Here is a 22181-nt window from a genome sequence, read left to right as displayed (position 1 = left end):
CACCCTCGCGTAAGCTTTGCGCGGCAGATTGGGGGCGGACCCTCTGCCGGTGACCCATGGCCGATACGTTAGCTGCTAGCCTGCCAAGCCCGCGACGCATCGGGGCGGACGCCTTCTTCGCAGGCGGTATCGTGACCATGCTCACGATCCTGTTCCTGCCGATTCCCCCGATCCTGATCGACCTCGGTCTCGCCTTCTCGATCGCGCTGTCCGCACTGATCCTGATGGTCGCGCTGTGGATCCAGCGTCCGCTCGACTTTTCGGCCTTCCCGACCGTGCTGCTGATCGCAACGATCCTGCGCCTGGCACTGAACGTCGCGACCACACGTCTGATCCTGTCGCGGGGCGGGGAGGGCGAACAGGCCGCGGGCTACGTCGTCGCCGGTTTCTCCAAGTTCGTCATGGGCGGCGACTTCGTCATCGGCCTGATCATCTTCGCCATCCTGGTCACGGTGAATTTCGTCGTCATCACCAAGGGCGCGACGCGTATCGCCGAAGTCGGCGCCCGCTTCACCCTGGACGCCATCCCGGGCAAGCAGATGGCGATCGACGCGGACCTGTCCGCCGGCCTTATCGACGACAAGGAGGCCCAGCGCCGGCGCCGCGAGCTCGAAGAGGAAAGCGCGTTCTTCGGCGCCATGGACGGTGCCTCGAAATTCGTCCGCGGCGACGCCATCGCCGGCCTGATCATCACCGCGATCAACATCTTCGGCGGCATCATCATCGGCGTCACCCATCACGGGCTGACCCTGTCGCGCGCCGCCGACGTCTACACGAAGCTCTCCGTCGGCGACGGTCTGGTGTCGCAGATGCCGGCGCTGATCGTGTCGCTCTCGGCGGGCCTCCTCGTCTCGAAGGGCGGCACCAGGGGATCGGCGGAGCAGGCCGTGCTGCGGCAGCTCGGCGGCTATCCCCGCGCGGTGTCGGCCGCCGCGCTGATGATGTTCGTGCTCGCCTTGATGCCCGGCCTGCCGATGGCGCCATTTTTGCTGCTCGGCGGCGTCATGGCCTTCGTCGGCTACTCGCTGCCGAAGCGGCAGGCGGCGCTGAAGCAGAAGGAAGATGCGCGCAAGGCCGACGAACGCGCCCAGGCCGAGGCCAAGGATTCCGTCAAGGAGTCGCTCAAGACCGCGGAGATCGAGCTGGCGCTCGGTGGCCACCTCTCGGTCCATCTGCTGGGCTCGCGCACCGAGCTTGGGCACCGCGTTGCCAAGATAAGGAAGAAGTTCGCCAAGCAGTACGGCTTCGTCATTCCCGAGATCAAGCTCACCGACAATCTGTCGATCGATCCCAAGGGATACCAGATCCGGATTCACGATACGCGTGTTGCCCAGGGCGGGCTCAGGCTCGGCGAGGTGCTGGTGCTTGTCGACAAGGACGGCAAGCCCGACGTGCCAGGCGAGGAGGTGATCGAGCCCGCCTTCGGCATGAAGGCGCTGTGGGTGACGGAAGCCTTCACCGACGAGGTCAAGCGGCAGGGCTGCAAGCCGGTCGACAATCTGTCGGTGCTGCTCACGCACCTGAGCGAGGTGATCCGGGCGAACCTCGCCCAGCTGCTGTCCTACAAGGACATGCGCGGCCTGCTCGACCGGCTCGATCCCGAATACAAGCGCCTGGTCGAGGATCTCTGCCCGTCGCAGATCTCCTATTCGGGCCTGCTGGCGATCCTGAAGATCCTGCTGGCCGAGCGCGTGTCGATCCGCAATCTCCATCTGATCCTCGAGGCGATCGCCGAGATTGCGCCGCATGTGCGCCGTTCCGAGCAGGTCGCAGAGCATGTGCGCACGCGTCTTGCCCAGCAGATCTGCGGCGACCTCTCCGACAATGGCGTGCTCAACGTGGTCCGGCTCGGCAACCGCTGGGACCTCGCGTTCCACCAGAGCCTGAAGCGCGACGGCAAGGGCGACGTCGTTGAATTCGACGCCGATCCGCGCCTGATCGAGCAGTTCGCGACCGAAGCCAGCACCGCGATCCGCAAATTCACCGAGAACGGCACCAGCGTGGTGCTGGCCGTGACGCCCGAAGCCCGTCCCTATGTCCGGATGATCCTGGAACGGGTGTTCCCGACATTGCCGGTCCTGTCGCATGTCGAGGTGGCACGCTGCGCCGAGATCAGGGCGCTCGGAGCCATATCGTGATCAGCGTGCTCGCCGACAGCGTGCTGGTGACGTTCATCGTGTTCTGCCGCATCGGCGCCTGCCTGATGTTCGTGCCCGGCTATTCCAGCGTCAACGTTCCGGCACAGGTCCGCCTGTTCATCGCGCTGGTCACGACGTTCGCGCTGACGCCGATCCTGATCGCGGTCCTGAAACCTCTCACGGACAATGCGGCGCCGCTGACGCTGGCGCTCCTGATCGGCTCCGAGACTCTGGTCGGCAGCGTCATCGGGCTTGGCGGGCGCGTGTTCTTCCTGGCGCTCCAGACCATGGCAACCGTGATGGCGAGTGCGATCGGGCTCAGCAGCATCCCGGGAACGCCGGTCGGCGACACCGATGCGGCGCCGGCCCTGGTGCCGCTGATCATGGTGTCCGTCACCACGCTTTTCTTCATGACCGACCAGCACTGGCAGGTGCTGCGCGGGCTGATGAACTCCTACGACGTCTGGCATCCCGGCGATAGGCTCGGCGGCAGCATGCCGCTCGACCAGCTGGTCAGCCGCCTATCGGAGGCGTTCGTGCTGACGTTGCGGATCGCCAGCCCGTTCATCGTCTATTCCGTCATCGTCAACCTGGCGGTCGGCCTGGTCAACAAGCTGACGCCGGCGATTCCCGTCTATTTCATCTCGGTGCCCTTCGTGCTGTTCGGGGGCTTCCTGCTGCTCTACCTCACCAGCGACGAGCTCCTGACGCAATTCACGCTGGGCGTCTCGTCATGGCTGGCGGAGTGACCGTCATGACGTCGCGCGCGGACAAGCTCGGCCGGATGGTCTCGCTCGTGAAGCTCCAGCTCCGGCTGTCCGAGTGGCAGCTCGCGCAGTTGCGACAGCAGGAGCGAAGCTTGCAGGAAGAACAGGAATGGCTGGTCGGTGCCCTGAACGATGGAAAGCCCCCAGCGGGGTCATCCAGCGCGTCGATCGCGCGGCGCCTGACCAGGACGAGCGTCGGCGCGCGCGAGCTTCAGGCGCAGGCATTGCAGCAGCTCGACCAGGTTCGCTCGGAGAGCCGCCGCGTGAAGCAGCTCGAGGAGGTCGCGAAGGCGGCGCTCGCCGACAAGCTCCGCGATGCCGAGAAGCGCTCGCTCGAGGAAATGACCGGAACGAGCCTTGTCGTGCGCGAATGGATGCCAAGGCCAGCCAATCGGAACAAGACATGATCGTGACAGCGACACCCGACCTCGTCCTCGACGTTCTCGAGGCCGCCGATCCCGTGACCCAGCGGGCGGCGACCGCAAAGCTCGATGCGCTGAAATCGTCCGATGCCGATTTCGCCGCCACGATGGACGCCGAGGTCGTCAAGGCCAAGGCGGCGACGGCCGATCAATCTGCGGCGAAGCTTGCCGAGACCCAGTCGACAGCGATCAACGGAGCGCCGGTAAAGGTGATCAAGGCGCCGGCCTCCGGCGAGGTCTACCGCAAGTTCGAAGCTTTCATTCTGCAGACCTTCGTCGAAACGATGCTGCCGAAGGAATCCGAGCAGATCTTCGGCAAGGGCACGGCCGGCGGCGTCTGGAAGTCGATGCTGGCGGAGCAGCTCGGTGCGCAGCTGGCCAAGGGCAAGGGTATCGGCATTGCCAAGCAGCTCGAGGCCGCGAATGCGGCGAAGGCGGAAGCTGCCGCGAACGCGGACGCCGCGGCGAAGGCCGGATCATGATCCGGGAATGGATGACAGAAGTTGAGGGGTGAATTTCCTATGCAGGCACAAGAAGGCGCGGCGGCCCTGGTGATGGAACAGCCGATCGTGGACACCGAGGCGATGACGACCGAAGCCGCGCCGGGCGATGCGCTGTTGCCGGCGCTGCTGCCGAATGCCGGCGGCGAGGTGGTGATCGACGGCGCGGACGAGGCGAGATCGGACGAGGTGCGCGGCCTGCTGGCGGCGATCCGCCGGCTCGAAAACATCGTCGAGGAGGAGACGGCCGCCCTCACGACGGGTAAGAAGATCGATTTCGACGATTTCAGCGCGCGGAAGAGCCGGAGCATGCTCGAATTCGTCCGTCTGATGCGGGCGCGGATGCATCTCGGCAACGAGCTCGAGGTCACCGAGGAGATTCAGCGATTGCGCGAGAAGCTCGAGCGGAATCGCTCCATCCTCGAAATGCACTACGACGCCGTTCGCGAGGTCGCGTCCATCATCGTCAAGGCGATCAAGGACGCCGAGTCGGACGGCACCTATACCGGTCGCGCAGCGCAGGACGGAAAATGATCAGACTGGTGCTGGCCGGGCTCTGGGTGTGCATCCTCACCGCAGGCACGAGCTACGGCGTGGCCTATTGGAAGGAAAACGGCAGCCTGCTGCCGGCCAAGGACGAATATCTCGACGGGCTGCAATACCAGAAGACGCGGGCGCTGAGCGTGCCCATGGTCGAGAACGGCAGCGTGCAGGGCTACATCGTCGCGCGTTTCGTCTACACCATCGAGGCGCGGACCATGCATCAGCTCAACGTGCCGCCGGAGCCATTCGTCGTCGACGAGGCCTTCCGCAGGATCTATGCCGACGACCGCCTCGATTTCAGGAAGCTCGCCCGTTACGACCTCTCCATCCTCACGACGGCCATCAAGCAGCGCGTCAACGAGCGGATGCAGGCCGACATCGTCCAGGACGTCCTGGTCGAGGACTTCAACTACGTGTCGAAGGAAGAATTCCAATCGAAGCCGTAGGCATCGCCGGATAAGCGTGATCCGGCTTCCCGGAACGATCGTGCGCGCATGAGAAGCTGAGGCGAGATCCCCATCTCGTCGCGCCTTGCGGCTGCATCCGCGCCGTGCGGCCGGACCCTCGTTCCGCCGTCTCCAACCCTCGAAAATGCAACGGCCTCTGCGGGGTGCTCCGCAGAGGCCGTTGTCGTTTGGTCGTGGTGCCCTGCCGGGTCAGTTTCCGGCCGGGTACGCCGCCGGGACGGCATGCGCCCTGTTCAAGAGGATGCCGACCTCGTCGAGCTCCTGCATCGGCACGTCGATGGTCTCGCCGGCCGGGATGTTGAGGCGATATCCGACGTAGCGCCGGGCCACGATCGCGTCGAAGCCGAGGCGGTCGCGGAGCTTCTTGCGCAGCTTGCTGACGTGGCTCTCGATCACGCTCTCGTCGAAGGTCGACTCGAAGATGCCGTAGACCGCGTTGAAGATCTGCGTCTTGGTGATCCACTTGCCGTGGTTGCTGACCATATATTCGAGAATGCGCAGCTCGCGGCGTGGCAGGGTGAGGGCGTGGCCCGCGATCTCGGGGTCACGTCCGTTGAAGAAGACCTGGATCCTGGTCTCGCAGGGCCTCGGCAGTTCGCCCACCCGGCGGCGTGCGATCGCGGCCGTTCGGGCGAGGATCTCGCGGAGATGAATCGGCACGTGCACGACGTCGTCGACACCCGATTCGAACAGCTCCAGCGTGTTCTTGAGCATCTTCTGACCGCTCATGGCGATGATGGGAGCCGCGGAGCGCTTGCGCATCGCCCGCGGCAGGCTTCCACGAGCGTCGCAATCCCCGAGGAGGAAGGCGTCGACCGCAGCCAGATCCGATTCGTTCGCAGATTGCAGCCAGTCCCAGAACTCTCCGGAGGAGAAGCCGATCGACGATACGCCTTCGCGAACGAGCCCTCCGACGTAGCTGTTCGCGACGCTCTCGCGATCATCAACGATAATATACATCAGTCTTTCGCCCCTGTTTCGCACGTGTTGCGGCCGGTTGGTTATTGTGATGCCCGGCTCGGCAACGATGCTGTTTGACGACATTCCTTCCCGCGAACCGTTGTTATGGTTTCGATATTCGCGGGCAGCCCTACGCATTCAGCGCCTGCATCTCGCAGGCCTGCTACTTCGACTCGATACTGAAACGCTTACTGCGTGAGGCTCGGCGGGTGTCTTACGGATCACCTCGCGGAGCGGATTGAGAAAGCGACCTAGAACAGTTGCGCCAAGTTGCTCATCGCGTCTGAACACTACTGAACTGTGTCGATCTCCTCGCCAACTGGCGAGAATCACTTGAGTAGGACCGTAACAATTGCCGATTTCCGATCAAGCGCGCGCAACAAAGCGATTGCTACATCAGCTTGATGCTGTTGGTTCGTTTCGAGTTGTTTCTTTGTATGTCCAATCGCATCAGTTGATTTGGAAGCTGAACTAGTTTTGCACCGTGGCGGGTCTATAGTTCCACATCCCCTACAATTGCAGCTCTTTTAGGTGGTGCGGCGGGTCATGCATATTGAGGGGTTTTCAACCCGGGATTGACTCTCGCGGTGGTGTTTCCGCGTGCGACAATTCGACTCATGTATGGCGAGGCGACTCCAGCTTGGCGAAATCTTGGCGAGTGTGTGTCTTTCGAGTCGCACTATCGCCACGTGTATGTCGCGATTGACTCATGTGACGTCGTATCGCGCGCGGTGAAAACGATTTTGATGCGCACGTTTCAGACAAGCTTCGGCAAATAACGTCACCGTTCGACATATCGAACCGAACGGAGCATTTTCACATGTTGTCCGATGGACAAGCTCGTCCCAACGCGACCGTTGATGCTTCTGCGGCAGCGAAGCCGGCTCCGGAGGTGCGCGATACAAGCAACAACGCGGCGCGAGCCGCCAAGCCCGCGGCAATCGGCAAGCCCGCGGCAAGCGCAAAACGCTCGTCGACGGCAGCGAGCGACGAGGCTCTGGCGAAAGAGGCGCTCGAGGGGCTGAAGCGTATTCGTGCCAAGGCGCGCCTCGACAAGATGGCGATACCCAAGCCTGTGCCGACCGTGATCAAGCCGGCCGTGATCGTGGCCAAGCCGCCGCCGCCCCGTCCGACATGGGTTGCCCCGCTCGCAACGCTGGCGGTCGCCGCTGTGCTGGTGGTCTGCGCCTGCACCGGCGTGATCGCCTATCTCACCACGCAGCCCGCCCAGAACAATGTGGCGGCCAATGCGGAGATCAGGATTCTTCGCGAGACGGTCGCGCAACTGCGCAAGCAGGTGTCGGGCGTGTCCGAGAATCTCGACGGCCTGCGCACCGCGGTCGATCAATCGAGCAAAGCGACCAATGACCGCTTCGGCAGGTTCGCCGAGAATTTGGATCGCATCGAGCGGGTGAGCTCGTCCTCGACCGTGAAGCTCGACAAGCTTGCCCAGGCGCAGGCCCAGGCTCCGGCGCCGGCCGTGGCGCAATCGCAGCCGTCCCAGCCGATGCCGATGATGGCCTCGGTCGCCGCGCCCGAGATCACCGGCTCGGTGTCTCCGTCCGAGCGCGCCTCGGCGCCGCGGAAGACGGTCAAGGGCTGGTCGGTCCGCCAGGCCTATGAAGGGATCGCGATCCTGCAGGGTCCGAACGGCGTCATCGAAACCGTATTGGGGCAGCAGGTGCCCGGCCTTGGCCGCATCGAAGAGATCAGGAACGAGAACGGACGTCTGGTGGTGGAGTCTAGCGGAGGCGTCATCTATTCGTCACGGAAGGCTGCGCCCTGACCGACGTGCCTTCTATTGGCGGTGATGCTCGAAGCTGGTGCATAGCAGATCGACCTCCGCCTCCGCGATCGGCGCGCGAAACAGGCGGCAGCTGAACTCGACTGTCGTCTTGCTGTCGGTGGTGGTGCGGTCTTCCCGCAGGAAGATGCATCGCTTGCAAACGTCGGTGTGGTGCCGCTGCTCGGCCGCGTCCGACTGGTCCAGCACGTGCCGGAAGGTGTCGCGGAAGCGGACCTTGGCCGCGTCGTCGAGGACGGAAATCGCCTCGACGAGAACGTTGACGGGATCGCGCACCAGGAACTTCTTGCCCTGCTGCGTGACGCTCAGCATCACGGAGCGCTTGTCCTTGGCCGAGCGCTTTCGCTCGATATAACCGAGCCGCTCGAGCTCGCCGATGATGAACGAGGCGGTGCCCCGCGTGGTGCCGACGTAGCTCGCCAGCGCCGAGGGGGTCCGGGAAAACCGGTTGGCGCGGGAGAGGAAGCGCAGCGCCATCCACTCGCGGTCGCGCAAGCCATGCTTGGTGCCTTCGAACCACAGGATGCGCGCGGCCTGCTCCAACAGTTCAATCGATTCGCGAGCCAAATTCATTTCAGTTCCAGGTCGGATAAAGCGTTATTCAATTGGGCTTTTGGGAGCGCAATCTGGTTCGGCGAGAATGAAGCTTCTCCATGTCTGGAGACGGAACTTCCGGCCGTGGAACTAGAGCGTCACAAAGAAAGTTCGAGTAAATCACTCCGCTCAACTCTTCTGAAAATTTCAGTCAAATCGCGCCGGCTCGCGCGTCCGCTTCAGATGACGTGCGACGTCCGAGCAACATGATGTGTCCCTGTGGCCACGATGACGCTCATTTATTGCGACGAAGCGTTTCGATTTGTGCGGAGGACACGATCATCGACCACGTCCGACCGTGTGGCCTGTGGCGGCAGAACCGCAATTTGCGGTTAATGGATGTTGCGACGCAACGCGGCCACGCGGTTAAATCCGGCACACGATCGGGGAGGGTTGGTCAGCGGCATCGCAGGCCCGCATCGCGCATCCTGGCTCGCATGCTGGTGACTTGCGTTTGCGCGGCAACTATTGGCGAATGCGTCGCGCTCGGGGCACAGCATGAGCAGAGCAAGGAATAGACCGATGAGCTTTGAAACCACCATGACATCCGATGTCGTCGGGCTGACAAAAGTCGCCCCGGTCTCGCGCCGCGGATTCATGAGCGCCACCGCGGCCGTGGCCGCCGGCTACACGCTTGCGGCCGGTCCGGTCCGCGCCGAGGTGGTCTCGACGGACGTCAATGGCCTCCAGGTCGGCGATACCAGGATCAAGGCCGGCTCCGAGGAGATGCCCGCCTATTTCGCCCGCCCGGCCGGCAACACCAAGGCGCCGGTTGTCATCGTGGCGATGGAGATCTTCGGCTTGCACGAGTACATCAAGGACGTGACGCGGCGCCTCGCCAAGCTCGGCGCGTTTGCGATCGCGCCCGACTATTACTTTCGCAAAGGCATCGATCTGACCAAGGTCGCCGAGGTCAAGGATCTGCTGCCGGTGGTCAATGCCAAGCCGGACGCGGAGCTGCTGTCCGATCTCGACACGGTGGTGGCCTGGGCTGGATCGCAAGGCGGCGACACTGCGAAGCTCGGCATCATCGGCTTCTGCCGCGGTGGGCGCACCGTTTGGGAATATGCCGCCCACAGCGGCAGCCTCAAGGCTGGTGTTGCGTTCTACGGCACTGTGGTCGACCCCGCCAATCCGCTGTGGCCGAAGAGCCCGCTTCAGCTCGCGCCCGAGATGAAGGCGCCGGTGCTCGGCCTCTATGGCGGCGCCGATACCGGCATTCCCGTCGCCCAGGTCGAGCAGCTCAAGGCAGCGCTCGAGCAGAACAAGAAGATGGCCGAATTCAAGATCTATCCGGAGGCACCGCACGGCTTCCATGCCGACTACCGTGGCAGCTACCGCAAGGACGCGGCGGAGGATGCGTGGAAGCAGGCGGAGGTCTGGTTCAAGAAGTACGGCGTGTTGAGCTGACGCCGGATTCCAAAAGGGCGGCCCTGGCGGCCGCCCTTTCTATTTCAGCGCACCGGTCTCACTTCGTCATCGCGCCGTAGACGATGTCCTGAACCTGCTCGCGATAGTATTTGCGCAGCTCGCCCGGCGCCGCCGTTCCGACGACGACCACGAGACGCTCCTTGGGATCGCAGAAGAACTGCGTCCCGTAAGCGCCGTTCCAGGTGAACTCGCCGGGATTGCCGGGGACCGACGACAGGCCCTCGCTGGTGCGGACCGCAACCGAAAGGCCAAAGCCGAAACCGCCGCGATGCGGCTCGACATTGGCCACGTTGTTCTTGATCTCGGGACCGAGGTGGTTGGTTGTCATGTGATGCACGGTCTTGGGCCCGAGGATGCGCTGGCCGTCGAGCTCGCCGCCGTTGAGCAGCATCTGCCCGAAGCGGATGTAGTCGCCGACCGTTGCGAACGAGCAGGCGCCGCCGCAATCGAACTTGGTCGGCGTGTCGAGCAGCTTGATGGCTTGCGGCTTGCCCGTCAGCGGATCGTTGGCGAACGGGCGGGCGAGGCGAGGGCGCTGCGCGTCTGTCGGGTGGAAGGTTGCGTCCTTCATGCCGAGCGGCTGCCAGACATTGGCGGCGAGATAGTCGCCGAGCTTCTGCTCGCTCACTTTCTCGACCACAGCACCCAGCACGTCGATCGAAAAACCGTATTCGAACTCGGTCGAGGGCTGATGCGCCAGTGGCAGCTTTGTGATGCGGTCGATGAAGGTCTGGGTGTCGCCTTCGACCGCCGGCGCGACGCCGTCAGGATATTGCCGTGCCACCGGGCTCGATGAGTCCGGGCGGCCGCCATACATCAGTCCTGAGGTGTGCCGGTAGAGATCGTGGATGAAGATCGGCGAAGCCTGCGGCTCGAGCTTGAGCGAGCCGTCGGCCTGGGGCAGGCCGACCTTCATGTCGGCAAAGCCGGGATAGTAATCGGACAGCTTGGCCTGAAGCGGCAACTGGCCTTTCTCCATCAGCGTCAGGCCAGCGACCGCGGCCATCGGCTTGGTCATCGACGCCAGTGCGAAGATCGCATCGACCGACATCGGCGTGCCCTTGCCCGGATCGAGCATGCCGTAGGCCTGGTAGTGCACCAGCTTGCCGTCCCGCGCGATGGCGACGACCGCGCCGGGGACGCGCTTGGCGGCGATCTCGCGCGCGAAGAAACTGTCGAGCCGCGCAAGACCCTGCTTCGAGAAACCGGCGTCATCAGGATTGGCTTCGGGCAGCGGCGCGGCGTGCGCTGCACTGAGCGTGATGGCGGCAGCTGCCGCCGCGATCATGGCGATCGTCTTCTTCATGGTATCCTCCCCAAGGTGCGAGCTAGTTGTGCTGTGGCTCGCTCACCACCTAGATCACGATCGTGCCGGGGCGAAGTCAAGCGCGGGCAGGGCATGTCTGGGACGCGCCGGGGATGCCGGGACCCTAGCGTCCTTCCCCCGCGCGCCACAGCGCATCGAGGCCATGCCGATAGGTCGAGTGGGCAAGCGTGACGCCGAGCTCGCGCTTCAGTTTCGCGTTGGAGACACGCGCGCTGCTGGAATAGAAGCTGCGGGCGATCGCCGACATCTCGGCCGTCTCGAACGCTTGTTCGGGCGGCGGCGCAATGCCCATGAGCTTCGCGGCATAGGCGATCACGTCCTGCGGCGGGGTCGGCTCGTCATCGCAGACGTTCCAGGTGCCGCCGCCTTGATGGTTCACCGCGGCCATGATCGCGCTCGCGATGTCGTCGACGTGGATGCGGTTGAAGACCTGTCCCGGCTTGATGATGCGCCGGGCGGTGCCTGCCCGCAGCGTCACCAGCGCGTTGCGGCCGGGGCCGTAGATGCCGGCAAGCCGCAGGATCGCGGCATTACCGCCTGTCGTGTCGGTCCAGGCTTGCTCCGCCGCGACCCGCATCCGCGTGCGATCGAGCGTTGCCTGCGGAGCCGTGCTCTCGTCGACCCATTCGCCGCCGTGATCGCCATACACGCCGATGGTCGAGAGATAGACGATCTTGCGGCGTCCCGCCGCCAGCACGTCGCCGAACGCAGCCATGGCGGGATCGCCGGTGCTTCCGGGCGGGATCGATATGAGAAGGACGTCGGCGTCGCCGATACATTCGACCGTCTCGCGAGCCGGACTGCCGCCGGCAAACGGATGCAGCTCGACGCCGGCGAGGTCGTCCCGCTGCGCGGGATCGCGCACCGTGCCGGCGACATGCGAGAAGGCGCCGCCGAATTTGCGGACGAAATGCCCAGCACTGTAGCCGAGGCCAAGGATGAAGAGCCGCATGCGTCTCCCGTGCAGGTCGGAATTCCCGTCCGCGCCAGCTGCGCGTCCTCGCTCATAAGAGATTTTTGGGTCCGGCAAAAGATATTGCGATTTGTCTCGCCCGTCGCCCCGGGCGATGGTTGCCCGTCATAGGGGAGAGAGGCATCGATCATGCAGGCAGAAGCGCCCGCTTTGGCGCAGGCCGATGCGGCCGAACTGATCCGGCGCGCGGCCGCGCTGATCTTCGATGTCGACGGCACCCTGGCCGAGACGGAGGAGCTGCATCGGCAGGCCTTCAACCAGGCCTTCGCCCGCCATGGTCTCGACTGGCAGTGGAACCGGGCTGTCTACAAGGATCTGCTGCGCGTCACCGGCGGCAAGGAGCGCATGCGCGCCTATCATGGAAGGCTGGGAAGGGCTCCGCCATTGCCGGACGAAGACATCGCCGCGCTTCACCGCATCAAGACCGCGCATTATGCCGAGCTGGTCGAAACGGGCTGCTGCCCCCTAAGGCCCGGCGTGGCGGAGCTGCTCGCCGCGGCGAGGGCGCGCGGCCAGCGGCTTGCGATCGCCACCACCACGTCGCACGGCAATATCGATGCGCTGCTGTCGCAGGCGCTCGGCAAGCACTGGGCTGCGGATTTCGAGGTGATCGTGGCCGGCGACGATGTCAGGCACAAGAAGCCCGCACCGGACGTCTATCTCGAAACGCTGGCGCGGCTGAAGCTGGACGCATCGGACTGCGTCGCGATCGAGGATTCGTCGAATGGCCTGATCGCGGCCTCTCGCGCCGGCATTCCGGTGCTCATCACCCGCAGCATGTTCTTTGGGGATGATGACTTCGCGGCGGCGCGGTTCGTGCTGGGTGATCTATTGGAACTCGAGGCCTCAGAACAAAAAACTGAAAAACAACCCCATGCACAGTAGAACGGGCCGGCGGGCCTGCCCCTCTCAGTGGACGCGGTGGCTTGCCCTATCGTCCTCAGCCTGCTCGACAATCTGGGCGATTGGGCTCGACTGGTGATGCACCAGGCGCCAGTCGTCGCCGACACGCCGAAAATGGTTGGCCGCGGCCAAAGCGGTGCCGTCGACGATCTCGATGCAGAGCACGCGGGCGCTGTCGCCGTCGATGATGGCCTGCGGCTCGGCGCAGACGATCTGCGGCCGCTCCGGGTTCTGCAAAATGTCGCGCCAGCTCCCGATCACGGTGGCGCGGCCGATGATCGCCGGCCAGCCGGGATGGATGCAGGAAATGCCGTCGTCATCCGCCCACATCCGTTCCATGCCGTCGAAGTCGCCCGTCGAAAAGGCGGCGTAGAAGGCCGCATTCGCGGCCATGACCTTGCTGTCCTTTGCCATGCCTCTCGGGTGCGGCAATGACACGCAAAAATCAAGCGCGACTTCAGTTCGATTTTGCGTCGACTTTAAACGCAGTGCAGCATTGCCCGCTTTGTAGTCACACGGAGACGTGTGTCTCTACGGCACGCCGCGCGCCATCCTTGTAGAGCCGGCCGAGCGCCGTGGTCACGGCCTCGCGCAGGCGCGGCTCGGCCCCCAGCGGTCCGAACACCTTGGCGACGCCGAGCAGCGCGGGTGCGAGCCGTTCGGCGACGGGACCGGCCTCACGCGCCAGCGTGGCGAACTCGGCGGCAAGGGGATCGCGCACGTCGATCGCGTGGCCCTGCTCGTCGAGCGCGCTGACATAGCGCATCCAGCCGGCGACCGCGAGCGCGTGCGTTGCGATCGGCAGGTTCCTGGCGAGGCGGTCCTGCATCGCGCCGAGCAGGCGCTGCGGCAGCTTTTGCGAGCCGTCCATCGCGATCTGCCAGGTGCGGTGATGCAGTGCCGGATTGGCGAAGCGCTTGAGCAGCGAGACGCGATAGGCGGAGAGGTCCGTGCCGGCAGGCATCGTCAGCGTTACCGCGGCCTCTTCCATCACCTGTGCGGCAAGGCGGGCGAAATGCGGATCCTGCATGGTGTCGGCGATGGTCTCGTAGCCTGAGAGATAGCCGAGATAGGCGAGCGCGGAATGGCTGGCGTTGAGCAGCCGCAGCTTCATCAGCTCGAACGGCTTGACATCAGTGACGAGCTCGACGCCCGCAGCGGCAAAGTCGGGGCGGCCCGCCGTGAACCGGTCCTCGACCACCCATTGCGTGAACGGCTCGGTCATCACCGGCCAGGCGTCGCGATAGCCGAGTGCCGATGACACCGCAGCGCGGTCGGCATCCGTCGTCTCCGGCACGATGCGGTCGACCATGGTCGAGGGGAAGGCGGCGTGATCGGCGATCCACTTGCCGAGGTCCTTCGAGCGCAGCGCGGCAAACTGCGTCACGATCCGCTGCACGGTGTGGCCGTTGGCGGCGAGATTGTCGCAGCACAGCACGGTGAAAGGCGCAAGACCCTGCGCCCGCCGGCGCGCCAGCGCCGCCACGATGAAGCCGGGCGCCGAGCGCAGCGCGTCGAAATTGTTGAGATCGTGCACGACATCAGGATGCCGCTCGTCGAGATCGCCGGTCTGCGGCGTGTGGCAGTAGCCCTTCTCGGTGACGGTGAGCGAGACGATGCGGATGGCGGGATCGGCCATCCGCTCGACCAGGGCTGCCGGCTTCTCGCGGGCGACGACGCTGTCGAGCAGCGCGCCGATGACGCGGTGCTCGGTGCCTTCGGCGGCGCGCACGGCGACAGTATAGAGATGGTCCTGCGGGGCGAGAGCGTCGCGCGTATCCGGGCTGCGCAGGCTCGCGCCGATGATGCCCCAGGAAGCGGCGCCGGTTGCAAGGCAATCGTCGATGACGACGGCCTGGTGTGCGCGATGAAAGGCCCCGAGGCCGAGATGCACGATGCCGGGCGTGGCGCGCGACCGGTCATAGGCCGGGCGGCGGATGGCCGGCGGCAGCCGGTCGAGATTGGCGCTGCCAAGACGCACCGAACCTGGGCGCATGAACGTCTCCCCTTTGCTTTGCCGCTGCTTGACATGGCGCCCGTATCAGGTCAATGCTCCGGTCAATTGGTAAGACCAATTTTCCAAAATTGGCGGGCCGCGGGTTCGGACGACCCCGCGCGACCCTTTCAGGGAGGCCAGCGTGCCGCTGGAAGCTGTGGAGGCGAGACGGCTTTATCGCCAGGTCGCCGATCAATTGCGAAGCCTGATCGACAGCGGCGAGTACGCGGTCGGCAGCCGCTTGCCGACCGAGCGCGAGCTCGCCGAGCAGCTCAAGATCTCCCGGCCGACGGTCCGTGAAGCCCTGATCGCGCTCGAGGTCGAAGGCCGCCTCCGCATCCGCGTCGGTTCAGGCATCTATGTGACCGAGCCCGCGGACGCCACGCCATCACCGGCGGCGGCCGTCATCGAAGGTCCGTTCGAGCTGCTCCGCGCTCGCGAATTCCTCGAAAGCGCCATCGCCGAGCAGGCCGCGCGGGTCGCGACCAAAGACGATATCGCCCGCATCGACGCATCCCTTCTGGCGATGGAGAATGTCGAGCATCCCGGCGAAGCCTCGATGGTCCACGACCGTGCGTTCCATGTCGCGATCGCCGGCAGTCTCGGCAATGCCGTTCTGGTCCGCGTCGTCGGCGAGCTGTTCGACCAGCGCCTCAATCCCTATTTCGCGCAGCTGGCGCATTACTTCGAAAGCCCGGGCACCTGGCGTACGGCGCTCGACGAGCATCGCGCCGTGCGCGACGCGATCGTGGCGCGTGATCCGCAAGGCGCGCGCGACGCCATGCGTGCTCATCTGGCGCGTTCGCAGGAGCGCTTTGCGCAGAATTTTGGTGCGGAGACCGCAGCAGGGTCGCCTGCAGGGCGCGGCCGGTCCGCGCGATCTCCGGTCAAGCCGGCAAAGCCAAAGGGTGCACCGAAGAAGCAGGCCAAGGCAGCCGGAAGGAGCAGCGGCGCGCGGCGGCGATGAGATTGGGCGGTCCGCCTCCGCTTCGGGGCGGGCGAACAAGAAGCAGACTTAGAACATGGAGGAAAAGACAATGTTGAAAAAAATGACGATGGTGCTCGCGGTCTCGGCCGCGGCGATGCTCGCGGCGACCAATGCCGGCATGGCGCAGACCAAGCTGAAATGGGCTCATGTCTACGAGACATCGGAGCCGTTCCACACGGCGTCGGTCTGGGCCGCGCAGGAGATCGGCAAGCGCACCAACGGGCGCTATACGGTCGACGTCTATCCGGCCTCGCAGCTCGGCAAGGAAGCCGACATCAACCAGGGCCTCTCGCTCGGTTCGGTCGACATCATCATCTCCGGCTCGAGCTTCGCGGCCAAGAGTTTTGCGCCGATCGGCGTGACCTACTATCCCTACACCTTCCGCGACTCCGACCATCTGCTCGCCTACACCAAGAGCGACATCTTCAAGGAGCTCGCCAAGGGCTATGAGGACAAGAGCGGCCACCACATCGTCGCGGTGACCTATTACGGCGTGCGCCAGACCTCGTCGAACAAGCCGATCAAGACCTGCGCCGACCTCAAGGGGCTGAAGATGCGCGTGCCCGACGTGCCCGCCTATCTGGCGATGCCGCGCGCCTGCGGCGCCAACACCGCGCCGATCGCGTTCGCCGAAGTCTATCTCGCGCTCCAGAACGGCACGGTCGAGGCGCAGGAGAACCCGCTGACCACGATCGAAGCCAAGAAGTTCTACGAGGTGCAGAAGCACATCGTGCTGACCGGCCATATCGTCGACCATCTCAACACGGTGGTGGCGGGCGCGCTCTGGAAGAAGCTCAGCGACGAAGACAAGAAGATCTTCACCGACGTCGCGCAGGAGGCCGCCGCCAAGGCGACCGGCGAGATCAAGCAGAACGAGGCCAAGCTGGTCGCCTTCTTCAAGGAGAAGGGCCTGACCGTGACCGAGGTCGACAAGAACGAGTTCCGCGACACCGTGCTGAAGAACGTCGCGTTCGAGACCTTTGGTTATCGCAAGGCGGACTGGGAACGCATCCAGGCGGTCAAATAACAACGACTGTCATTCCGGGGCGGCGCGCAGGACCGTGCAGAGCACGGTCCGAGCACCGAACTACGGTGCGCAATTGCGCACCTGAGAATCTCGGGGTTCCGGGTTCTCGCTTTGCGAGCCCCGGAACGACGTGAGTCAATCACGTGAGCGAGTTTTGAGGAGTAACCACATGTCGACCGTCGAAGTGCACCGGCAGATCACCGGGGACGAGATCGCCCATACCTTCGAGGAGGAAGCGACGCCGAAGGTCGATCTCGGCGTCTACGCTTTCGAGGACTGGGTGGCGCTGGCGATTTTCTGGGTGATGGCACTTGCCGTCTTCCTCCAGTTCTTCACCCGCTACGTGCTCAACGACAGCTATGCCTGGACCGAGGAGATCGCGACCTATTGCCTGATCGGCGTCGTCTTCATCGGCGCCTCGATGTGCGTGCGGCTGTCGCGGCACATCCAGGTCGACCTCATCTATCGCTATCTGCCGCACCTCGTGGCGCGCGCGTTGTCGACGGTGATCGACCTGATCCGGATCGCCTTCTTCGGCTACGCCATCAAGCTGGTCTGGGTCTACATCCAGATCATCGGCGACGAGTCCATGACGACGATCAATCTTCCCAAGGACTACGTCTATTACGCCGTGCTCGCCGGCTTCGTGCTGATGTTCGTGCGCTCGGTGCAGGTGGCGCTGCAGCATTTGCGGCAGGGCTATTCGATCCTCGAACGCCCCGGCGCCTACGACGGTTTTGAAGGGTAATCCCATGTTGCTGTTGCTTGGAGGCTTCCTCATCCTGATGCTGCTCGGCGTTCCCGTGGCAATCGCCATGGCCGCGTCGTCGCTGCTCTACATCCTGGTCAGCGGCGTGACGCCCGACGTCACGCTGGCGCAGCGCATGATCGCCGGCGTCGAGAGCTTTCCGCTCCTCGCCGTTCCCTTCTTCATCTTGGCCGGCAATCTCATGAACATCGCCGGCGTCACCGGCCGCATCTACAAATTCGCGGTCGCGCTGGTGGGGTGGATGCGCGGCGGCCTCGGCCACGTCAACATCATCGGCTCGGTGATCTTCTCCGGCATGTCCGGCACCGCGATCGCGGATGCCGCCGGTCTCGGCACCATCGAGATCAAGGCGATGAAGGACCACGGCTACTCCACCGAGTTCTCGGTCGGTGTCACCGCGGCGTCCGCGACGCTCGGACCGATCATCCCGCCGTCGCTGCCCTTCGTGATCTACGGCATGATGGCGAACGTCTCGATCGGCGCGCTGTTCCTCGGCGGCGTCATTCCCGGCGTCGTCCTGACGCTGTTCATGATGGCCACTGTCACCTATTTCGCGCACAAGAACAAATGGGGCAGTGACACGCCGTTCTCCTGGCCGCAGCTTGGCTCCGCGGGCCTCGAGATCGCCATCGTGCTGGCGTTCCCGATGGCGATCTGGCTGATGGTGCTCGCGGGCATGTCGGTCAACATGGCTGTCGTCATCGGTCTCGGCACGCTGCTCGCGATCGACTGGTATTTTGACTTCTCGGCGGTGATGGCGCTGATGGCGCCGGTGATCCTGATCGGCGGCATGACGCTGGGTTGGTTCACGCCGACCGAAGCCGCCGTCGCCGCGGTGATCTGGTCGCTGTTCCTCGGCCTCGTCCGCTACCGGACCATGACATTCCGGACCGTCGCCAAGGCGACCTTCGACACCATCGAGACCACGGCCTCGGTGCTGTTCATCGTCACCGCCGCCTCGATCTTCGCGTGGCTGCTGACGGTGTCGCAGGCCGCCCAGATGCTGTCGGACTGGATGCTCAGCATCACCCACAACAAATGGGTGTTCCTGGCGCTCGCCAACGTCCTGATCCTGTTCGTCGGCTGCTTCATCGACACCACGGCGGCGATCACCATCCTGGTGCCGATCCTGCTGCCGATCGTGCTCAAGCTCGGCATCGATCCGATCCACTTCGGCCTGATCATGACGCTGAACCTGATGATCGGCCTGCTGCATCCGCCGCTCGGCATGGTGCTGTTCGTGCTCGCCCGCGTGGCAAAACTCTCGGTCGAGCGCACCACGGTCGCGATTCTGCCCTGGCTGGTGCCGCTGATGCTCGCGCTGATCGCGATCACCTACATCCCCGAACTGACCCTCTGGCTGCCTAAATACATGGGACTCTCCAAATGACCTCCGTTGCTCTCGCTGCTACCCTGTTCGGACCCGAAGATCTGCGCATGGTCGAGCATCCGCTCGACAAGCTGGCGGACGGCATGGTGCGCATCCGCTTCGGTGCCGGCGGCATCTGCGGCTCGGACATGCACTATTTCCGTCATGCCCGGACCGGCGATTTCGTGGTGAAGTCGCCGCTGGTGCTCGGACATGAGATCTCGGGCGAAGTCGTGGAGATCTCCGGCGCTGCGGCCAACCTGAAGGTCGGCGACCGCGTCGCCGTCAATCCGTCGCGCTGGTGCGGCCATTGCGTCGCCTGCCGCGAGGGCCGGCCGAACCTCTGCGAGAACATCTACTTCATGGGCTCGGCCTCGAAGACGCCGCACATGCAAGGTGGTTTTGCGAACTATTTCGACGCGATCCCCGCGCAGTGCGTGAAGATTCCCGACCATGTGTCCTACCAGGCCGCAGCCCTGGCGGAGCCGCTTTCCGTCTGCCTGCACGCGGTCGCGCGTGCCGGCAAAATCGAGGGCAAGCGCGGCATCATCTTCGGTGCCGGCCCGATCGGGCTTCTGACCATGCTCGCCGCGCACCGCGCCGGCATGGCCGATATCACGGTCGCCGACATCGCGCCGGCACCGCTGGCCTTTGCGACCAAGCTTGGCGCCTCGCATGTCGAGAACGTCTCGGCCGGCGAGGAAGGACTGAAGGCCCAGGCTGCCGCGCGTCCCTATGACGTTGCGTTCGAAGTCTCGGGTACGGCGGCGGGTCTTGCCAGCGCCATCGGCATCGTCAGGCGCGGCGGCGTTGTGGTGCAGATCGGCAATCTGCCAGGTGGGCAGATTCCGACGCCGTCGAATGCGGTGATGGCGAAGGAGATCGACCTGCGCGGCTCGTTCCGCTTCGGCTTCGAATTCGCAACCGCCGTGGAACTGATCTCCAACGGCAGCGTCGACGTGCTGTCGCTGGTCACCGCCGAGCGTCCGCTCTCGACGGCACCCGATGCGCTGAGGCTGGCGCTCGACCGCTCGCAGAGCGTCAAGGTCGTGCTGACCGCGAACTGATCGGAGATTGTACATGATGCTGGAGGGATGGCGCTGGTACGGGCCGGATGATCCGGTCTCGCTGGATGACGTCAGGCAGGCCGGGGCGACCGACATCGTCTCGGCGCTGCATCAGGTGCCGATCGGCGAAGCCTGGACGCGCAAGGCCGTCGAGGAGCGCAAGAACTTCATCGAGAATGGCCAGCCCGGCCGTTCGCAGCTGACCTGGTCGGTGGTGGAATCGATTCCGATCCCCGACGACGTCAAGCGACTTGGCGGAAAGGCGACGAAATCGATCGAGGCGTGGATCGCGAGCCTGGAGGCGGTCGCCGCCGCCGGCATCAAGATCATCTGCTACAATTTTATGCCGGTCGTCGACTGGTGCCGCACAGACCTCGAATGGGAGCTCCCCAACGGCGCCCGCGCCATGCGCTTCGACCAGGACCGCTTTGCCGCGTTCGAGCTGCACATCCTCAAGCGGCCTGCCGCCGTGCAGGAATATTCGCCCGAGCAGCAGGCGCGCGCGAAAGCGCTGTTCGACAGGATGAGCCAGGCCGACATCGACTATCTCGTCATGGTCATCGCCAGCGCGCTGCCCGGCTCGACCACCGAGCCGATGACGATTCCGCAATTCCGCGACCGGCTCGAGACCTATCGCGACATCACGCCAAAAATCCTGCGGCAGCATCTCGCCGAGTTCCTCGGGCGTGTGACGCCGGTTGCCGAGCAGCTCGGCGTTTCGCTGACCCTGCACCCCGACGATCCGCCGCGGCCGCTGTTCGGTCTGCCGCGCATTGCCTCCTCGGCCGACGACTACCAGGCGCTGTTCGATGCCGTGCCGTCAGAGGCCAACGGCATCTGCCTGTGCACGGGCTCGCTCGGCGTGCGCGCCGAAAATAATCTGCCTGAAATGGCCGAACGCTTCGGCCCGCGTATCGCCTTTGCGCATCTGCGCGCAACCAAGCGCGAGGCGGACGGCCTGTCGTTCTACGAGTCCGATCATCTCGACGGCGACGTCGACATGGTCGCGGTGCTCAAGGCGCTGCTGAAGGAGAACGCGCGGCGTTCACGAGACAAGCAGATCGTTTTCCGGCCCGACCACGGCCACCGCATGCTGGACGATCTCGCCGCCACCAAGCGCACCAATCCCGGCTACACCGCGATCGGCCGTCTGCGCGGTCTTGCCGAATTGCGTGGCGCGATCAGAGCGATCGAGCATCGATAGGAGACCTGCGGCTCCATCAAGCGAGAAAATCGCTGCGGTTCACGCGGCTGAGCGATGTCTCCAGCCGCACGCTGTCGCGCCTGATCTCCTCGACCGTCTCGAATGTGAAACGTATGTGTTCCGTTGCGGCGGCTTCGGCGTCCTTGACCTTGCCCGCGATCACGGCTTCCGCGAGCGCCAGGTGCTGCTCAAGCAGCTGATCACGGACGCCTTCGCGCAGGTAGAGCTGAGCGCGGCTGTAGAAGATGTTGTTGCGCAGGAGGTCAGCCAGTGCGCGCATGACGTGGAGCAGCACCACGTTGTGACTCGCTTCGTAGACCAGGAGGTGAAGGTCGACGTCCGCATCGCCTTCCTGCGTGGGGTCTTCGAGCTTGTGCGCCTTCCGCATCCGGTCGACGCACTGGCGGATCGACTGGCGGTCGAGGTCGGTCGCGCGCAAGGCTGCGAACCGTGCAGCGTGCGCCTCCTGAATTCTGCGGAATTCGAAATAGTCGGCGGTGACGCGCGGCTTGTCCTGCAACAGCGTGGCCAGCGGCTGGAGCAGAGGCGAGAGGAATTGCGCGACGAAGGTCCCTGCGCGGCTGGTGACCAGCAATCCCCGCTTTTCCAGAATCTGCAACGCCTCGCGCAGCGAGGGCCGTGAGATTTCCAGCTTGTCGGCCAGCTCCCGCTCGGCCGCAAGCCTTTCGCCCGGCCGCAACACGCCTTCCAGGATCAGCTTCTCGATGTGATCGGCCATCGCCTCGGCGATTTTCGGCGTGTGGACGACGTTGCTCAAGACGGCACCTATCCCTTTGGCGGAGCGTGCGGATTCACCGCCGACTATGAGCCTTTGACGGTGGCGGTCAAGCACGCTCCCCGCCGCCTTCGGCGCACGAAATATATTACCCAATTGACAGCAATGGTAAATTAATTTTACCAGAACTGTGTAT

The 22181-nt window shown here is 64.5% G+C and carries 22 protein-coding genes; 15 read left to right on the top strand and 7 right to left on the bottom strand.

Going from position 1 to position 22181, the window contains the following annotated elements:
* Window positions 1–56: 56 nt before the first annotated feature.
* From flhA to RAD15_RS17140, 6 genes are read left to right on the top strand one after another with little or no spacing between them, the layout of a single operon-like run.
* Entirely contained in the window at window positions 57–2138 is a 2082-nt protein-coding gene (gene flhA, locus RAD15_RS17165) for a flagellar biosynthesis protein FlhA (RefSeq protein ID WP_458179318.1), read from the top strand.
* On the top strand, window positions 2135–2887 hold the full coding sequence (gene fliR, locus RAD15_RS17160; protein WP_458179317.1) for a flagellar biosynthesis protein FliR: 753 nt from the start codon (window positions 2135–2137) through the stop codon (window positions 2885–2887). The genes flhA and fliR overlap by 4 nt, the downstream gene beginning before the upstream one ends.
* A gap of 5 nt (window positions 2888–2892) precedes the next feature.
* Window positions 2893–3312: a hypothetical protein gene (locus tag RAD15_RS17155; protein WP_458179316.1), complete on the top strand. Its 420-nt coding sequence runs from the start codon at window positions 2893–2895 to the stop codon at window positions 3310–3312.
* Window positions 3309–3809 (top strand): rod-binding protein, encoded by a 501-nt coding sequence (locus RAD15_RS17150; protein WP_458179315.1) that lies wholly within the window; start codon window positions 3309–3311, stop codon window positions 3807–3809. The genes RAD15_RS17155 and RAD15_RS17150 overlap by 4 nt, the downstream gene beginning before the upstream one ends.
* A 39-nt stretch (window positions 3810–3848) precedes the next feature.
* On the top strand, window positions 3849–4361 hold the full coding sequence (locus tag RAD15_RS17145; protein ID WP_458179314.1) for a flagellar biosynthesis protein FlgN: 513 nt from the start codon (window positions 3849–3851) through the stop codon (window positions 4359–4361).
* Window positions 4358–4816, top strand: a complete 459-nt coding sequence (locus RAD15_RS17140) for a hypothetical protein (RefSeq protein ID WP_458179313.1) — start codon at window positions 4358–4360, stop codon at window positions 4814–4816. The genes RAD15_RS17145 and RAD15_RS17140 overlap by 4 nt, the downstream gene beginning before the upstream one ends.
* Before the next feature lie 210 nt (window positions 4817–5026).
* Here RAD15_RS17140 and RAD15_RS17135 read toward each other — a convergent pair whose 3' ends face one another.
* Window positions 5027–5797: a response regulator transcription factor gene (locus RAD15_RS17135; RefSeq protein WP_458179312.1), complete on the bottom strand. Its 771-nt coding sequence runs from the start codon at window positions 5795–5797 to the stop codon at window positions 5027–5029.
* Between the two features lie 820 nt (window positions 5798–6617).
* Between RAD15_RS17135 and RAD15_RS17130 the strand changes: the two genes are divergently transcribed.
* Complete coding sequence (locus tag RAD15_RS17130) at window positions 6618–7583, top strand: hypothetical protein (protein ID WP_458179311.1); 966 nt, start codon at window positions 6618–6620, stop codon at window positions 7581–7583.
* 12 nt (window positions 7584–7595) lie between these two features.
* Here RAD15_RS17130 and RAD15_RS17125 read toward each other — a convergent pair whose 3' ends face one another.
* Window positions 7596–8174 (bottom strand): MarR family winged helix-turn-helix transcriptional regulator, encoded by a 579-nt coding sequence (locus RAD15_RS17125; protein ID WP_458179310.1) that lies wholly within the window; start codon window positions 8172–8174, stop codon window positions 7596–7598.
* Between the two features lie 543 nt (window positions 8175–8717).
* Between RAD15_RS17125 and RAD15_RS17120 the strand changes: the two genes are divergently transcribed.
* Window positions 8718–9605 carry a dienelactone hydrolase family protein gene (locus tag RAD15_RS17120; RefSeq protein WP_458179309.1) on the top strand — a complete coding sequence of 296 codons (888 nt, stop codon included), beginning with the start codon at window positions 8718–8720 and terminating at the stop codon, window positions 9603–9605.
* A gap of 58 nt (window positions 9606–9663) precedes the next feature.
* Here the strand turns inward: RAD15_RS17120 and RAD15_RS17115 are convergent, their stop codons facing one another.
* Together RAD15_RS17115 and RAD15_RS17110 are read right to left on the bottom strand one after the other, a co-directional pair.
* A complete protein-coding gene (locus RAD15_RS17115) occupies window positions 9664–10932 on the bottom strand; it encodes a serine hydrolase domain-containing protein (RefSeq protein ID WP_458179308.1) in 1269 nt (422 codons plus the stop codon).
* A gap of 124 nt (window positions 10933–11056) precedes the next feature.
* On the bottom strand, window positions 11057–11905 hold the full coding sequence (locus RAD15_RS17110) for an SDR family oxidoreductase (protein ID WP_458179307.1): 849 nt from the start codon (window positions 11903–11905) through the stop codon (window positions 11057–11059).
* Between the two features lie 150 nt (window positions 11906–12055).
* On the opposite strand from RAD15_RS17110, the gene RAD15_RS17105 reads away from it, so the two are divergent.
* Window positions 12056–12811, top strand: a complete 756-nt coding sequence (locus tag RAD15_RS17105; RefSeq protein WP_458179306.1) for an HAD family hydrolase — start codon at window positions 12056–12058, stop codon at window positions 12809–12811.
* A 24-nt stretch (window positions 12812–12835) separates the two neighbouring features.
* Here RAD15_RS17105 and RAD15_RS17100 read toward each other — a convergent pair whose 3' ends face one another.
* On the bottom strand, window positions 12836–13243 hold the full coding sequence (locus tag RAD15_RS17100) for a nuclear transport factor 2 family protein (RefSeq protein WP_458179305.1): 408 nt from the start codon (window positions 13241–13243) through the stop codon (window positions 12836–12838).
* Between the two features lie 97 nt (window positions 13244–13340).
* A complete protein-coding gene (locus RAD15_RS17095) occupies window positions 13341–14825 on the bottom strand; it encodes a mannitol dehydrogenase family protein (RefSeq protein WP_458179304.1) in 1485 nt (494 codons plus the stop codon).
* A gap of 142 nt (window positions 14826–14967) precedes the next feature.
* Between RAD15_RS17095 and RAD15_RS17090 the strand changes: the two genes are divergently transcribed.
* The 6 genes from RAD15_RS17090 (at window position 14968) to uxuA (ending at window position 21249) form a co-directional block, all read left to right on the top strand.
* Window positions 14968–15792 carry a FadR/GntR family transcriptional regulator gene (locus RAD15_RS17090; protein WP_458179303.1) on the top strand — a complete coding sequence of 275 codons (825 nt, stop codon included), beginning with the start codon at window positions 14968–14970 and terminating at the stop codon, window positions 15790–15792.
* A 70-nt stretch (window positions 15793–15862) separates the two neighbouring features.
* A complete protein-coding gene (locus RAD15_RS17085) occupies window positions 15863–16840 on the top strand; it encodes a sialic acid TRAP transporter substrate-binding protein SiaP (RefSeq protein WP_458179302.1) in 978 nt (325 codons plus the stop codon).
* A 169-nt stretch (window positions 16841–17009) separates the two neighbouring features.
* Window positions 17010–17588, top strand: coding sequence for a TRAP transporter small permease (locus RAD15_RS17080; RefSeq protein ID WP_458179301.1), 579 nt, complete (start codon window positions 17010–17012; stop codon window positions 17586–17588).
* A gap of 4 nt (window positions 17589–17592) precedes the next feature.
* Window positions 17593–18999, top strand: coding sequence for a TRAP transporter large permease (locus tag RAD15_RS17075; RefSeq protein WP_458179300.1), 1407 nt, complete (start codon window positions 17593–17595; stop codon window positions 18997–18999).
* The gene (locus tag RAD15_RS17070; RefSeq protein ID WP_458179299.1) at window positions 18996–20045 is read left to right on the top strand and encodes an L-idonate 5-dehydrogenase; all 1050 of its coding nucleotides are present in this window, start codon (window positions 18996–18998) and stop codon (window positions 20043–20045) included. Before RAD15_RS17075 ends, RAD15_RS17070 begins: the two co-directional genes overlap by 4 nt.
* A 13-nt stretch (window positions 20046–20058) precedes the next feature.
* Entirely contained in the window at window positions 20059–21249 is a 1191-nt protein-coding gene (gene uxuA / locus RAD15_RS17065; RefSeq protein WP_458179298.1) for a mannonate dehydratase, read from the top strand.
* Between the two features lie 16 nt (window positions 21250–21265).
* Here the strand turns inward: uxuA and RAD15_RS17060 are convergent, their stop codons facing one another.
* Complete coding sequence (locus tag RAD15_RS17060) at window positions 21266–22027, bottom strand: FCD domain-containing protein (protein ID WP_458179297.1); 762 nt, start codon at window positions 22025–22027, stop codon at window positions 21266–21268.
* Window positions 22028–22181: the final 154 nt, after the last annotated feature.

The sequence above is a fragment of the Bradyrhizobium sp. 14AA genome, assembly GCF_054185205.1.
This window is presented reverse-complemented; position numbering and strand designations above follow the sequence as displayed.

What these genes read in the sequence shown, in the direction of transcription:
- flhA (WP_458179318.1), top strand. Translation starts at nt 57, where the DNA reads ATGGCCGATACGTTAGCTGCTAGCCTGCCAAGCCCGCGACGCATCGGG.
- RAD15_RS17155 (WP_458179316.1), top strand. Translation starts at nt 2,893, where the DNA reads ATGACGTCGCGCGCGGACAAGCTCGGCCGGATGGTCTCGCTCGTGAAG.
- RAD15_RS17150 (WP_458179315.1), top strand. Translation starts at nt 3,309, where the DNA reads ATGATCGTGACAGCGACACCCGACCTCGTCCTCGACGTTCTCGAGGCC.
- RAD15_RS17145 (WP_458179314.1), top strand. Translation starts at nt 3,849, where the DNA reads ATGCAGGCACAAGAAGGCGCGGCGGCCCTGGTGATGGAACAGCCGATC.
- RAD15_RS17140 (WP_458179313.1), top strand. Translation starts at nt 4,358, where the DNA reads ATGATCAGACTGGTGCTGGCCGGGCTCTGGGTGTGCATCCTCACCGCA.
- RAD15_RS17135 (WP_458179312.1), bottom strand. Translation starts at nt 5,797, where the DNA reads ATGTATATTATCGTTGATGATCGCGAGAGCGTCGCGAACAGCTACGTC.
- RAD15_RS17130 (WP_458179311.1), top strand. Translation starts at nt 6,618, where the DNA reads ATGTTGTCCGATGGACAAGCTCGTCCCAACGCGACCGTTGATGCTTCT.
- RAD15_RS17125 (WP_458179310.1), bottom strand. Translation starts at nt 8,174, where the DNA reads ATGAATTTGGCTCGCGAATCGATTGAACTGTTGGAGCAGGCCGCGCGC.
- RAD15_RS17120 (WP_458179309.1), top strand. Translation starts at nt 8,718, where the DNA reads ATGAGCTTTGAAACCACCATGACATCCGATGTCGTCGGGCTGACAAAA.
- RAD15_RS17115 (WP_458179308.1), bottom strand. Translation starts at nt 10,932, where the DNA reads ATGAAGAAGACGATCGCCATGATCGCGGCGGCAGCTGCCGCCATCACG.
- RAD15_RS17110 (WP_458179307.1), bottom strand. Translation starts at nt 11,905, where the DNA reads ATGCGGCTCTTCATCCTTGGCCTCGGCTACAGTGCTGGGCATTTCGTC.
- RAD15_RS17105 (WP_458179306.1), top strand. Translation starts at nt 12,056, where the DNA reads ATGCAGGCAGAAGCGCCCGCTTTGGCGCAGGCCGATGCGGCCGAACTG.
- RAD15_RS17100 (WP_458179305.1), bottom strand. Translation starts at nt 13,243, where the DNA reads ATGGCAAAGGACAGCAAGGTCATGGCCGCGAATGCGGCCTTCTACGCC.
- RAD15_RS17095 (WP_458179304.1), bottom strand. Translation starts at nt 14,825, where the DNA reads ATGCGCCCAGGTTCGGTGCGTCTTGGCAGCGCCAATCTCGACCGGCTG.
- RAD15_RS17085 (WP_458179302.1), top strand. Translation starts at nt 15,863, where the DNA reads ATGTTGAAAAAAATGACGATGGTGCTCGCGGTCTCGGCCGCGGCGATG.
- RAD15_RS17080 (WP_458179301.1), top strand. Translation starts at nt 17,010, where the DNA reads ATGTCGACCGTCGAAGTGCACCGGCAGATCACCGGGGACGAGATCGCC.
- RAD15_RS17075 (WP_458179300.1), top strand. Translation starts at nt 17,593, where the DNA reads ATGTTGCTGTTGCTTGGAGGCTTCCTCATCCTGATGCTGCTCGGCGTT.
- RAD15_RS17070 (WP_458179299.1), top strand. Translation starts at nt 18,996, where the DNA reads ATGACCTCCGTTGCTCTCGCTGCTACCCTGTTCGGACCCGAAGATCTG.
- uxuA (WP_458179298.1), top strand. Translation starts at nt 20,059, where the DNA reads ATGATGCTGGAGGGATGGCGCTGGTACGGGCCGGATGATCCGGTCTCG.